General features: G+C 36.7%; 9 protein-coding genes. 4 read left to right on the top strand and 5 right to left on the bottom strand.

Annotated features, from left to right (window positions below):
- Positions 1 to 413: 413 nt before the first annotated feature.
- Positions 414 to 641 (bottom strand): hypothetical protein, encoded by a 228-nt coding sequence (locus tag IPL24_10295; protein ID MBK8364047.1) that lies wholly within the window; start codon positions 639 to 641, stop codon positions 414 to 416.
- A gap of 159 nt (positions 642 to 800) precedes the next feature.
- Here IPL24_10295 and IPL24_10300 point away from each other — a divergent pair, with 159 nt between their 5' ends.
- Positions 801 to 1,676: an amidinotransferase gene (locus IPL24_10300; protein ID MBK8364048.1), complete on the top strand. Its 876-nt coding sequence runs from the start codon at positions 801 to 803 to the stop codon at positions 1,674 to 1,676.
- Positions 1,677 to 1,763: 87 nt separating this feature from the next.
- Here the strand turns inward: IPL24_10300 and IPL24_10305 are convergent, their stop codons facing one another.
- Positions 1,764 to 2,717 (bottom strand): hypothetical protein, encoded by a 954-nt coding sequence (locus IPL24_10305; protein ID MBK8364049.1) that lies wholly within the window; start codon positions 2,715 to 2,717, stop codon positions 1,764 to 1,766.
- A gap of 68 nt (positions 2,718 to 2,785) precedes the next feature.
- Here IPL24_10305 and IPL24_10310 point away from each other — a divergent pair, with 68 nt between their 5' ends.
- Positions 2,786 to 4,342 carry a T9SS type A sorting domain-containing protein gene (locus IPL24_10310; protein MBK8364050.1) on the top strand — a complete coding sequence of 519 codons (1,557 nt, stop codon included), beginning with the start codon at positions 2,786 to 2,788 and terminating at the stop codon, positions 4,340 to 4,342.
- A gap of 5 nt (positions 4,343 to 4,347) precedes the next feature.
- Positions 4,348 to 4,896, top strand: coding sequence for a hypothetical protein (locus IPL24_10315; GenBank protein MBK8364051.1), 549 nt, complete (start codon positions 4,348 to 4,350; stop codon positions 4,894 to 4,896).
- Between the two features lie 36 nt (positions 4,897 to 4,932).
- Here IPL24_10315 and IPL24_10320 read toward each other — a convergent pair whose 3' ends face one another.
- Positions 4,933 to 6,504 (bottom strand): T9SS type A sorting domain-containing protein, encoded by a 1,572-nt coding sequence (locus IPL24_10320; protein MBK8364052.1) that lies wholly within the window; start codon positions 6,502 to 6,504, stop codon positions 4,933 to 4,935.
- A gap of 330 nt (positions 6,505 to 6,834) precedes the next feature.
- On the opposite strand from IPL24_10320, the gene IPL24_10325 reads away from it, so the two are divergent.
- Positions 6,835 to 10,224, top strand: coding sequence for a methylmalonyl-CoA mutase family protein (locus IPL24_10325; GenBank protein MBK8364053.1), 3,390 nt, complete (start codon positions 6,835 to 6,837; stop codon positions 10,222 to 10,224).
- 41 nt (positions 10,225 to 10,265) lie between these two features.
- Here the strand turns inward: IPL24_10325 and IPL24_10330 are convergent, their stop codons facing one another.
- Both IPL24_10330 and IPL24_10335 read right to left on the bottom strand, forming a co-directional pair.
- Positions 10,266 to 11,294, bottom strand: coding sequence for an aminopeptidase (locus IPL24_10330; protein ID MBK8364054.1), 1,029 nt, complete (start codon positions 11,292 to 11,294; stop codon positions 10,266 to 10,268).
- An 87-nt stretch (positions 11,295 to 11,381) separates the two neighbouring features.
- On the bottom strand, positions 11,382 to 14,111 hold the full coding sequence (locus IPL24_10335) for a valine--tRNA ligase (protein ID MBK8364055.1): 2,730 nt from the start codon (positions 14,109 to 14,111) through the stop codon (positions 11,382 to 11,384).
- Positions 14,112 to 14,200 lie beyond the last annotated feature (89 nt).

The raw sequence follows: 14,200 nt of genomic DNA on the forward strand, positions 1-14,200 counted from the left end.
CCTTACTCTTTTACATGGCAATTTTTCTCAAAATTGATTTGTTCCCGACTTAATTTTCATCCATTTACAGGTAATTTGATCAGTGGCATGAAAATGACTCTCTTAAGATATGAAACTTTCAGAATTTTACAAAAAAAATCCACATTTACAGAATAAACGGATGAACGAACTGTTTACATCCGAAATTAAATTTATAGAAGATCAATTTGTGCATGAATTCACCTTTGGAGAAGGTTTAACAGAAGAAATGAAAAAAGATCTTTACAAAATTTTTGGATTCACCTCATTTAAAAATATTTAATCTTCAAGTATTGAGGTGTAAAAATACCATATCGTATAATCAGGTGAAATTTTTACAAAAAAAAACGACAGTCTGTCTGACTATCGTTTGAATTTTTTTTAGTCTGAATAAATCAGAAGATGATCTGAGCCGCAAAAACTGCTAATGCCGAAATTAAAACAGCATCAACAATAAGAAGCATGTACAAACTAGCAGGAACAGGATCAGCCTGTATGCTATTCATGGTCTGCTCGTCTTCTTGCATGTGATTGTAGCTTCCTACAGGTTCATTTTTCATTCTCGTGGGGTTTGATGCATAATACGACATTGTATAGCGATATGCTTTGAAGATTCTGGTCATTCTATGATGATGTAAGATTTTACTATAATTTGCATGACATGATCTGAAATACAAAAAAATAACTCACTTTCATAAACGAAATACGTTGAAATAAAGTGTAAGGATTTAAAGGAAATTTATTTTCTTCACATTTCCTCCAAAAAAAATTAAATTGACAGAATGATTCTTACTGATAATATCCTCCTTATTGAACCGATTGGATTTGTTTATAATCCCGAAACGGCTGCTGACAACCGGTTTCAAATTGAGAAGAAAATAAATAACGTTCAAGGTCAATTTAATAATTTCAAATCTACTTTAGTAAACGCCGGAGTAAGAGTACATGTACTTCGTCCACCCGACGAAACAACACCCGATGCACTATATCCGAACAATTGGTTCTCCACATTTCCACCGAATCGTTTGATGATTTATCCAATGATGGCTTTAAACCGTCGTGGAGAAAAACGGATAGAATTTATAGAGTATTTAAAACAAAATTATTCAAACATTGCTGATCTTTCCTATCTTGAAAATTCAAATATATTTTTAGAAGGGACGGGAAGTCTGGTCCTCGATCACACTTTGAAATTTGCTTATGCATGCATTTCACAACGAACAAATGTAGCTGCGATTGAGAAATGGAAACAAGAAACAAGCTATGAAGTATTTCAATTTACTGCAAATGACGAAAACGGATTTCCAATCTATCACACCAATGTTATTTTGACTCTTGCAAATAATTTTGCTATTCTTTGTTCAGATGCAATTATAAATTCAGATAAAAGCCGGATAGAAGATCATTTAAGATCTACAGGACGAGAAATCATTTCAATCTCATTTGAACAAACAAAAAAATTCTGCGGAAATTGTCTGGCCTTAAAGAACAGTTCGAATGAACAATTAATTATAATGTCCAATCAGGCAAAAGCCGGCTTCAATAAAAATCAGCTGAATCAGATTGAAAAATACGCCAAAATCATTTCTTCAGACATATCAGAAATTGAAACTATTGGTGGTGGTGGTGTAAGGTGTATGATAGCTGAACTTTTCTAGAACTAAAAACGAATAAGAGGCTCTATATTTAATTGACGGAGTTACCTTTCCAAATCATCATCATTAGTTATTAGTTATTATTATCAATTATTTAAGTTTCCCATTCAACTCCTTCACATCCTTATCCTTGAAAAAATACGCCATCCCACTATAATCACTATATAAATATTCTCCTGTAGCGCTATTGATGATTGTAATGATCTTATCTGATGATGGCATGTACACCTTCATGTAATAAAATGGTATTTCTGAATTAAGAATTTTTTCAGAAAGATCTCCGGGAGAAATCATTTCAATCTTCTTACCTTTATATTCTGTAAAAGGATCTTCTTTTGCTCTTCTATCATATTGATCTTTTACATCGGAACTAACATATAAGGTCTGTGAATTTAATTTTGAAATATTCTCCTTATCAACTTCACTTTCAAATCTCCATCTTGGCTTATTTGCTTCCAAATGCCTGTTGATCTCCTGCAGATAATTTTTAAGATATCCCCAACTCCATTCTTTTACAATTGTATCTGTCTTACAAATGTATTCAAAAGCATCCAGGCTTACCCGCTGTTGCAACTCCTTTGACATTCTCCAATGTGTTCCCAGATTGATATAGGCAAGTACATCTTCATTCAACAATTGGGGCTTTTCCTTTTTCAGGTTTCTCCACAATTGAATACTGAGAGAAGAGTATTGAGCGTATTTACCAAACAGATCAGAATTTGATGTGTAATCGGAACTACTGTTATAATTCCTCAGACCAAAAAAGATAGCATTTTCATTTTCAGTCATAGTCTTATATTTGTCAAAGTCGATCACTTGAAATTTATTAAATGTCCAGACTTGCTTTAACATATTTTCAATTGCAGTCTGATTTTCTTTATCCCCTTCTCTGATCACAAAATAAGTGGTCAATGTTTTATACAGTTCAATATCTTTATTTTTAAAACTGGTAGGTTTTATTGCACCCGGATTACCGATATTTATTTGTGCCTTCCCGGTCAAATAAATTGATATCAATGCTGACAATAAAAGAATTTTTCTCATTTTATATCGAATTAAGTAGGCAAGGTAATAATTATGGAATTCTTTCAAAATAATTTTATATTTACACTATGAAAAAGTTACTTTATATATTCTTGATTTCCCATATTACATTACAGGCCTCAGCTCAGACTGACTGGTCGACACGCGTGGCAAATATTATTTATTCAAAATGCAGTAGTTGTCATAATGCGAATGGCATCGCTCCATTCTCACTAATGAGTTACACTGATGCAACTGACAACGCTTCAGATATACTTGATGCTGTTCAGGATCACAGTATGCCACCATGGCCGCCTGATCCGGCATACAATCGTCTTGCTCACGAACGGGTTTTAACAGATCAGGAAATTGCTGACATTGCCGACTGGGTTAACAATGGGACTTTGTTAGGAGATACCTCTCTTGAACCTGATGCACCGGTGTTTTCAAGTAGTGGGGAAATAGGTTCTCCTGATCTTGTGTTGTCTGCACCTTTGTATACTGTGAACACTACTGATGATCTTTATCGTTGCTTCGTAATTCCTACCGGTCAATCAACATTAAAATACATAAACGGTCTGGAAGCAATTCCGGGAGACCGTTCAATTGTCCATCACATTCTTATTTATTCAGATACTTCTGCTACTCCGCTTCAACTCGATGCTGCAGACCCGGATCCGGGTTACACTAATTTTGGTGGAACGGGTTCGAATACTTCGCAGTTGATTGGAATCTGGGTCCCCGGACAAAGTGCATATTTTACACCGACAGGAATGGGAATTAAATTACTTCCTAATGCAAATGTCATTCTGCAGGTTCATTATCCGGGTGGTATTTCAAATCGTATGGACAGTACAAAGATCAATCTTAAGTTAAGCTCTAACCTGCAACGCGAAATTGCAATTGAAGCGCCGCTGAACCATTATTTCCTGGATAATGGACCATTGATTTTACCTCCAAACCAGACGAGAACATTTGACGCGCATTATACCTTAGGTTATGATATTTCTACTTTGGCAATTGGTCCGCACATGCATTTGCTTGGAAGAAGTATTCGTTCATATGGTGTAACTCCATTGAACGATACAATTCCATTCATCGATATTCCTGAATGGGATTTCCACTGGCAAGGGCTTTATTCATTTCCGCGAGTTTTAAAAATTCCGGTAGGTTCGGTCATCTATTCTTCGGCCTTCTATGATAATACAACAGCAAATCCTGAAAATCCAAACGATCCGCCGGCTTGGGTTTATTTAGGTGAAGGGACAACTGATGAAATGATGCTAGTCTATTTTGCATATACATTGTATTTCCCCGGTGATGAAAATATTATTATCGATTCATCGGTAACCACAGGAATTAATCAGCCGATAACAAGTACTATAATAACAACTTGTCAATTATATGATCCAGCGCCCAATCCTGCTGTCGACAAGGTCACAGTACAATATTTTATCCCCACACTTGCAAAACATCAACTGGAATTATTTGATGTAACAGGAAAACTATGCAGATCATTGAAATCTGCAAGTGAACAAGGATTGATCACTCAGCAATTTGATATCAGTGATCTGCCTTCAGGGAATTATTTTCTGACATTAAGTTCAGATGGAATTCAAAGAACGAAGAAAATTATCAGACAATAATCTTTATGTCATATCTGAAGAATCTGATCGATGATAAACATAGTGCACTTCAGATGAAAAAAATCGTGCGCTATGTTGGGAAAAATCAACTCCACTTCGATGAACTACTGAAGATTACATTAGGGAAAGATGAACGTCTGGCACAAAGAGCCTCGTGGCCGATTGGATATTGCATTGAACTATATCCTGAATTAGCGAACAAGCATTTAAAGCGGATCATCAGTCATCTCCCTGTGAGATCACATCCTGCAATTCAGAGAAATCTGGCAAAGCTTCTGATGTTTGCAGAAGTTCCGGAAAAACTTGAATCGCTGTTAGTGGATAATTGCTTTCTGATTTTAAATTCAAATGATTCACCAATTGCAAATCGGGCTTATGCCGCTTATGCGATTGAAAAGATCTGCCGGAAATATCCGGAACTGTATTCTGAACTGAAAGAAAGTTTAAAAACACATTCAGAAGTTGCTTCACCGGGCATGTTGGCAGCACTTCGAAAAATTGAAACATTTGAGAGAAAATATTCTAAGAATAAAAAAGAGCTCCATAATATTTAAATTATGGAGCTCTTTTATTTCAAATTAGATTATATTTTATTGTACAACTATTTTCTTAATAATCTTATTTGCTGAAGAATTCACGCTGAGAAAATAAATTCCTGCTGATAAATCTGGTTCAATATTTATTACATCTGAAGAATTCACGTTTCGTTTTTGTGAAAACGTTATTCTTCCGGAAGCATCCTGTATATTGATTAAAATATTTCCGGTTAATCCGGGAAGATGAAGGTTAAACGAAGAATGAGAAGGATTTGGAGAGATTTCAATTTTATCAGATAACCAATCTTCAATTCCACCAATGAAATCAACACAACTTGTCATTTCTGAAATCACCATTGCACTATTGATTGGTGATACAGCAGTGGAAAATGCAGAGTAAGAAATAACAGTGATCGAAATCGGATCTTGTGTCGTTGTTCCGAAGTTTATACTTACTGATGGATTTATTGAAGTACAAAGATCTGCATTCCCAAGTGAGTCAGATTTTATAATTCCAACGTGTGGATTGGTAATAGTAGTTGTTCTGACACCGATCAAAGGTCCATTCCCAAGAATGAAAAACCCATGGTCATCCGCTTCTTCAATATCATGTGAACTATTTGTAATATATTGTGACCAGTTAAAGCCTCCTGTAGAATCAATACAAACGATTGATGATTGCGAAGCAAATCCTCTGTTACCTGTTGCAAAAACTAAATTACCATCCTGGAGCAGCTTCATTTTCGAAGAAACTGTATTCAAAATATTCATGCCAGGTACTGCTCCGCTTATAGTTTCTCTCCAGTAATCATTTCCACTAAAATTTGTTTTGATAATAGCATGTTCATTTCCGGTACTATAATATGAAATGATCCCATCCTGAGTAATAACCAGATCGTTTCCAACAAAAACAGAAGGCGTAACTGTATTATATTTGTTTGCCCATTCTACAATTCCTGTTGATGATAATTTCAGCAATAATCCATTTCCATTGAAAGGCGGATAATCTTCAACGTAACCAATTACTGCATAACCACCATCAGGAGTTTGCTTTACTGAATTCCCATAATTGGAATTGTTACCGCCTTGATACACTTTCAACCACTCCACATCTCCTAATGAATCGAGTTTCGATACGAGGATTCTGTTGTGTGGTGGACTTATGTAACCTTCATTACCGGTTAAAATAAATCCGCCGTCATCAGTTGGTGAAATTGCAAATGCTTCCTGATGTTCAGGCAGACTAATTATTTTAGACCAGATCAAATTTCCTGACTGCCCAATCTTTGTGATTTGAATATCAAGATTTGTTGCAAGAATATCATACGCTTTTCCTGCCATAACGTAACAGGAGTCTGTCGTTCTGACGACAGCATTAACAGATTCATTCTGTCCAAAGCCAAACGAATTTGCCCAGACCACATTTCCTAAGGAATCAATTTTCATTACTGAAGAAGTATAATTGTAAATTCCGGTGACGATCAAACCGCCATCAAAAGACTTTACCATTCCATCAGCTGAAAAATAATTTGTATTATCAAAATAGATCTTTGAAAATTTACTTTGCTGAGCAAATGAAATCTGAAATAAAATTAATAGTGTTACCAGAGTAGAGATTTTTTTCATAGGCATTCAGAGTTAGAGTTTAATCAAATATAATAATTTTTAAGGTTGCTTTTAAACAGAAACAAAAAATGACAATCCGCCAATTAAGCGATCTGAAATTCAATTGAACTAATATTGATACAAGTATAAAAAGCAGGAATGGTTTACGTCATCATAAATTTCATTAAAATTAATTCAACATTAAATTCAAAATAAATTATCGCTGATGTCATTAGATAATACAAATACCTTGTAATATCATAAAAATTAGAAGATTATACCACTGCATGACCCTAGTTTTCAGGCCAAAATTGGCTATATTTGCCACAAATATTTTGATTGCCTGAAAAAATGAATAAAATAGAAGTCTACCACCCTAAAAATAAAATCAGAATTGTTACTGCAGCATCTTTGTTCGATGGACATGATGCAGCGATCAATATCATGCGCCGGATCATTCAATCGAGTGGTGCGGAAGTGATCCATCTTGGTCACGACAGAAGTGTGCTTGATGTTGTGGATTGTGCAATACAGGAAGATGTTCAGGCAATTGCTATGACATCATATCAGGGTGGGCACGTTGAATATTTCAAATACATGCATGATCTTTTGAAAGAAAAAGGTTGTGGACATATAAAAATTTTCGGTGGTGGTGGTGGAGTAATTCTTCCGGAAGAAATTAAAGAACTTCAGGAATACGGAATTACCAGAATTTATTCTCCTGATGATGGCCGTTCTATGGGCTTGCAGGGAATGATCAATGATATGTTGCAAAAATGTGATTTCCCAACGGGAATGAACATGAATGGAGAAGTTGACCATTTGACTAAGAAAAATCCAAAGGCAATTGCTAAATTAATTTCCTGCGCTGAGAATAACGAAAAGGAATTTGCTGAGATCCGCAAAAAAATTCATTCTATCACTGAAACAAAAACGATTGCACAAGTTCCCGTTCTGGGAATTACCGGAACCGGTGGTGCAGGGAAATCATCATTGGTTGATGAACTGGTTCGTCGCTTTCTGATCGACTTCAAGGATAAAAATATTGCTATAGTTTCTGTTGATCCATCGAAAAGAAAAACCGGTGGCGCTTTACTTGGTGACAGAATTCGCATGAATTCTATTTCCAATCCAAGAGTTTATATGCGCTCATTGGCAACGCGTCAATCTAATCTTGCCTTGTCGAAATATGTGAAAGATGCAGTTGATGTTTTGAAAGCTGCTGCGTATGACCTGATCATTCTCGAAACTTCAGGGATCGGACAAAGCGATACAGAGATCATGGATCATTCCGACCTTGCATTGTATGTTATGACACCTGAATATGGTGCTGCAACACAATTAGAAAAAATCGACATGCTTGATTTTGCTGATGTGATTGCATTAAATAAATTCGACAAACGAGGAGCACTCGATGCATTGCGCGATGTAAAAAAACAATTCAAACGCAATCATCAGCTTTGGGAAACCAACGACGATGAGCTTCCAGTTTATGGAACTATAGCATCGCAATTCAATGATCCGGGAATGAACCGGCTTTATCGTTCAATCATTGACAGATTGAATGAAAAAGTAAAGATCGATCTTCAATCTCATTTCGAGATCACCGGAGAGATGTCAGAAAAAATTTACATCATCCCTCCTGCCCGTACTCGCTACCTAAGTGAAATTTCTGAGACTGTTCGGAAATATGCACAATGGACAATTGATCAGGGAAGTGTTGCACAAAAATTATTCGGCATCAGAAAGTCAATAGATGCTTTGAAAGAATCAAAGTTTGAAGACAAAGACAGAATGATCAAACAACTTGAAGAATTTTATTTACAGGTTGCATTGGATCTTGATGGAAAAAACAGAAAGATCATTGAAGACTGGCCGGGAAAAGTACAGAAATACAGAGATGAATTTTACGTTTACCAGGTTCGTGAAAAAGACATTAAAGTAAAAACATATACAGAATCACTTTCACATACACACATACCAAAAGTTGCAACTCCTAAGTTTGAAGCCTGGGGAGAAATTCTGAAATGGAATCTGCAGGAAAATTTCCCGGGTGAATTTCCATATACTGCCGGAGTATATCCTTTCAAACGTAGCGAAGAAGATCCGACAAGAATGTTTGCCGGTGAAGGAGGTCCTGAAAGAACGAATCGTCGTTTTCATTACGTGAGCAAAGGCATGCCGGCAAAACGGTTGTCGACAGCATTTGATTCTGTAACACTATATGGTCAGGATCCGGATTACCGTCCTGATATATACGGCAAGATCGGTAACAGTGGTGTTTCTATCTGTTGTCTGGATGATGCAAAAAAATTATACAGTGGCTTTGATCTTGCAGATACAAAAACATCTGTATCAATGACCATCAATGGTCCAGCTTCAATCATTACCGGATTTTTTATGAATGCAGCAATTGATCAGCAATGTGAAAAATACATTGTTGAGCATGGATTAACGGATACAGTGAAAGCTAAGATCGATGAGATCTTTAAAGTAAAAGGTACAAAGCAACCAGTTTATCAAGGCCCATTACCTGAAGGAAATGACGGACTTGGATTAATGTTGTTAGGAGTTACAGGTGATCAGGTTTTACCACAGGATATTTATCAGAAAATAAAAACACATACTCTACAAGTTGTAAGAGGAACGGTTCAGGCTGATATTTTGAAAGAAGATCAGGCTCAGAACACTTGCATCTTCTCTACTGAATTTTCATTGCGTTTGATGGGCGATGTACAGCAATATTTCATTGACAAAAAAGTACGGAATTTTTATTCAGTTTCTATTTCCGGATATCATATTGCTGAAGCAGGAGCAAATCCAATTACTCAACTTGCATTGACGTTATCAAATGGATTCACATACGTTGAATACTATTTATCACGTGGAATGGACATCAACAAATTCGCTCCTAACTTAAGTTTCTTCTTCAGCAACGGAATTGATCCTGAATATGCAGTGATCGGAAGAGTGGCAAGAAAGATCTGGGCGAAAGCGATGAAGTTAAAATACAATGCAGATGAGAGATCGCAGATGTTGAAATATCACATTCAGACATCAGGCAGATCGTTACATGCGCAGGAAATTGATTTTAATGATATCCGTACAACACTGCAGGCACTTTATGCAATCTATGATAATTGTAATTCGTTGCATACAAATGCATACGATGAAGCCATTACTACACCGACTGAAGAAAGTGTTCGGAGAGCAATGGCAATTCAGTTGATCATTAACCGCGAATTAGGATTGGCAAAAAATGAAAATCCAACTCAGGGTTCATTTATCATCGAAGAATTAACAGACCTTGTTGAAGAAGCAGTCATGCTTGAATTTGATCGCATCACAGAACGAGGCGGAGTGTTAGGCGCAATGGAAACAATGTACCAACGCGGAAAGATCCAGGAAGAAAGTCTGTATTATGAAACACTGAAACACAATGGCGAATTCCCGATCATTGGTGTAAATACATTTTTGTCGAGCAAAGGTTCACCTACAGTAGTTCCGCGTGAAGTCATCCGTGCTACTTCAGAAGAAAAAGAATATCAGATCAACATGCTGAATGAACTTCACAAAAGACATGCTGACAAGAAGGATGAATTATTGCGTAAATTACAATTGAGCGCTGTTCAGAATAAGAATTTGTTTGAGGATCTGATGGAAGCTGCAAAGTATCTTTCGCTTGGACAGATTACCGGAGCGCTGTTTGAAGTGGGTGGCCAATACAGAAGAAATATGTAATAATTTTTTTTGCACGGCCCTTAAGGGCCGTGCAAAAAAAATTAATTTGAAATAGATTTTAAATATAAAATAATATTTCCTTTATACTTTTCATTTAATATTTTTCTCATCTCCTCTTTCTGCGAATCATACCTCACAAAATTCATAAAGTATGCATTGTTAGGTTTGCGCTTTTCAAAAAGTGAAGCGTACCTTTTTTTATTATGGAATGAAACTGTGTCTAATGAGGAAACTATTTCTTCAATCATATATGACTTCAGTGAATCTTTTACAGCAGTATTCAGTCCATCAAAGGTTTTGTATAGCGAATCAAGTTTAGTCCTCGCAAGAAGCATCTGATTACTGAAAAGATCGTAATCATTTTTCCGGTTAACATAATCTTTTGCCTGCTGTGAATTTTCTCCAAAATGTGAATTCAGAAAACGTATGGCTCCCTCCTCACCTATCATACTGGCAAGATTTTCATTCAGGTCTACATTACTTTTCAGGTATACAGTTGCATGCGTCATTTCATGAATGATGAGTTCGGCTAATTGTCCATCGCTTCGATAAAGCATATTCGAAAGAATCGGATCATTGAACCAGCCGAGTGTGCTCCATGCACTGACTTCTCCGTAATCTGTATCATACCCTTGTAGCTGAAGGAGTGAATCTTCATATGCACCTTTCGCATAGTCAAAAAATCCTTTATATGATACACTTCCCAAAAACGGAAATTTCCATTGGTACGCATTTAACTTGTAACGATCCGATGCAGTTATCACCCATAGAATTGGCTTGTTCTTCTGATCATACAAAGTAGTATAGTTTTCAGAACGTTTTAATCCAAGTGAATCAGATGCATACTTTGCAATCACATCTATAAATCGGATCTTTGCTTTCAGCGAATCAGGGATTTCTTTATCATTCAATACTTCTGTCAACGGACGCGAATTATTGATGATGTGCATCTGGCCTTTTAACTGATTCCAGCCGTATGTTACTAATGAAAAATTAAAAAGACCCCAGACAATCAGACAAGTCAAGGCTATTAATAAAGTATATAAAAAATAGCGGAAGAATTTTTTCAATTAAGAAATTGTTTCAGGATAAAGGTTACAGGTTGGAGGTTGCAACATGCAAACCTGAAACCTGTAACCTGTAACAGATATGACAAACTACTTCAAAGACCCGAGCATCTCTTCAATCGACCGAATCTTTGCTTCAGCATCCGCTTGTTTCTTCTTCTCATTCTCAAGAATCTCAGGCTTTGCATTTGAAACGAAACGCTCGTTGGCAAGTTTTGCCTGAACTGATTTCAGAAATCCTTTGTTGTAATCAAGTTCTTTCATCAACCTGTCTTTTTCTTCTGCAACATTTATTCCGGCAGAGAAAGGAATATAAAACTCCAGATTGCCTATGAGAAATGAAGATGAATTTTCAATTTTAGAAGTTGCCGCATCAAACTTATCCAAGTTTACAAGGCGGATTATTACATCATTGAATTTACTCTTCAAAGCACCTGCATCCTTTGCAAACAATGAAACTTTTTCTTTTGGAGAAAGATTCTTTTGTTTGCGGGTATTTCTCACTTGCGTGATCAGCTCTGATGCATAAGTAAAATCAGTCAGCAACGATTGATCTTTTGTTTTGAAGACCGGCCATTGAGCAACGATCAGACAATCTTTATCTTTTCTTTCTTTCAACAAATGCCATAGTTCTTCAGAGATAAATGGCATCCATGGATGAATTACTTTCAGAAGATTTTCGAAGATCGAAATAGTAGCATCCATTGTTTCTTTCGAAACAGGCATTGGCTGCCCATCTACAAAATCAGGCTTGATCATTTCCAGATACCATGAACAGAAATCATCCCAGATCAATTTGTATGATGACATCAAAGCATCACTCATTCTCAATTTAGAATAATGATCGTTGATGATATCAACCTGTTCTGCCATCCGTGAATTGAACCACTCGATAGAGATCTTATCTGCATCAGATTGTTTTACATCTCCAACATTCCATCCTTTTACAAGTCGGAAAGCATTCCAGATCTTATTTGCAAAATTTCTTCCTTGTTCACACAAAGCTTCATCAAACAAAAGATCATTTCCAGCGGGAGACGATAATAACATTCCAACACGAACGCCATCGGCGCTGTATTTTTTAATCAGGTCAAGCGGATCAGGAGAATTTCCCAACGACTTCGACATTTTACGTCCTTGCTTATCACGAACAATACCCGTCAGATAGACATTTGAAAACGGCTTCTCACCCATCCATTCATATCCGGCGATTAGCATTCTCGCAACCCAGAAGAATAAAATTTCCGGAGCTGTTACAAGATCATTCGTCGGGTAATAATATTTAATGTCTTTATTGCCTTTATCTTTGAAACCATCAAAAACACTAATTGGCCATAGCCATGAAGAGAACCATGTATCAAGTACATCTTCATCCTGACGAAGATCTTTTTCTGTAAATTCAAAATCACTGAACTGTTTTTTAAACAATGCAATTGCTTCTGCCGAAGTACGCGTAACAACAGTACGACCTTTCGGATCATACCAGGCAGGAATTCGTTGTCCCCACCATAACTGACGGGAGATACACCAATCGTGTACATTCTCCATCCAGTGTTTATACGTATTGATAAACTTGTCAGGAATCAGTTTTACATTTCCATTCAAAACATTTTCCAAAGCAGGCTTGCTGATAGTATCCATTTTCAGAAACCATTGCATCGACAACTTTGGTTCAATTACAGCATCAGTCCTTTCAGAATATCCAACTTTATTTCTGTAATCTTCAACCTTAGTGACATGTCCTGAAGTTTCAAGATCCTTTATAATTTTTTTACGAACAGTAAAACGGTCTTCGCCAATATAAAACTGAGCGGCAGGACTCATCGAACCATCATCGTTAATTGTATCTATAACTTCAAGATTATATTTTACTCCAAGATTGTAGTCATTGATATCGTGTGCAGGAGTAACTTTCAATGCTCCCGTACCAAATTCCATTTCGATATAGGTGTCAAATACTATTGGCACCGGACGATTTACCATAGGTATAACAGCAAACTTTCCTTTCATGGATGAATAACGAGGATCATCAGGATGAACGCATACGCCTGTATCACCCAGAATTGTTTCCGGACGTACAGTAGCGATCGTTATGAATTCATTTCCGGTATATTTTTTTCCAACTGCAGTAACTTCCCATGAATTCTCTGACAAATTCCATTCAGAAGAATTTGATTTTAGAATCGAAGCAAGTGCAGCATCAATTATTGCATAGCGAACATATACTAACCGGGAATTAACTTCCTTATGGATTACTTCTTCATCACTGAGTGCAGTCTTTCCTTGCGGATCCCAGTTTACCATTCTTACACCACGATAGATCTGTCCTTTGTTGTATAGATCGATGAATACTTCAATAACAGCATCGCTAAGGTCATCTTCCATAGTGAATCGGGTTCTGTCCCAGTCACACGAGGCACCAAGTTTTTTCAACTGGTCAAGAATAATTCCACCGTATTTTTCTTTCCACTCCCAGGCATATTTTAAAAAGTCTTCACGTGAAAGATCTTTCTTGTTAATACCCTTCTCTTTCAGCATTGCAACCACTTTTGCCTCAGTTGCAATAGAAGCGTGATCAGTACCCGGAACCCAGCAAGCATTTTTTCCCAGCATCCTGGCCCGACGAATCAATACATCCTGAATAGTATTGTTCAACATATGACCCATGTGCAATACACCAGTCACATTCGGTGGTGGAATGACGATTGTATAAGGCTCACGCTCATCAGGAACGCTCCTGAAAAAGCCGTTTTTCATCCAGTAGGCATACCATTTATCTTCGGTTTGCGAGGGGTCGTAAGTTTTTGGAATTTCGGACATAATATTGTTGTGGATTGCTGCAAATTTAATAAAAATGATGAACGAAAACGACCTTTTTTAAGAGGTTTCAACCGTTGACGGCAAAGAAT

The organism is Bacteroidota bacterium, assembly GCA_016711505.1.
Lineage (GTDB): Bacteria > Bacteroidota > Bacteroidia > AKYH767-A > 2013-40CM-41-45 > JADKIH01.

Bases quoted from the DNA above. Each gene is read 5' to 3' on its own strand.
- IPL24_10325 (MBK8364053.1), top strand. From the start codon at position 6,835: ATGAATAAAATAGAAGTCTACCACCCTAAAAATAAAATCAGAATTGTT.
- IPL24_10300 (MBK8364048.1), top strand. From the start codon at position 801: ATGATTCTTACTGATAATATCCTCCTTATTGAACCGATTGGATTTGTT.
- IPL24_10315 (MBK8364051.1), top strand. From the start codon at position 4,348: ATGTCATATCTGAAGAATCTGATCGATGATAAACATAGTGCACTTCAG.
- IPL24_10320 (MBK8364052.1), bottom strand. From the start codon at position 6,504: ATGAAAAAAATCTCTACTCTGGTAACACTATTAATTTTATTTCAGATT.
- IPL24_10305 (MBK8364049.1), bottom strand. From the start codon at position 2,717: ATGAGAAAAATTCTTTTATTGTCAGCATTGATATCAATTTATTTGACC.
- IPL24_10295 (MBK8364047.1), bottom strand. From the start codon at position 641: ATGACCAGAATCTTCAAAGCATATCGCTATACAATGTCGTATTATGCA.
- IPL24_10310 (MBK8364050.1), top strand. From the start codon at position 2,786: ATGAAAAAGTTACTTTATATATTCTTGATTTCCCATATTACATTACAG.
- IPL24_10335 (MBK8364055.1), bottom strand. From the start codon at position 14,111: ATGTCCGAAATTCCAAAAACTTACGACCCCTCGCAAACCGAAGATAAA.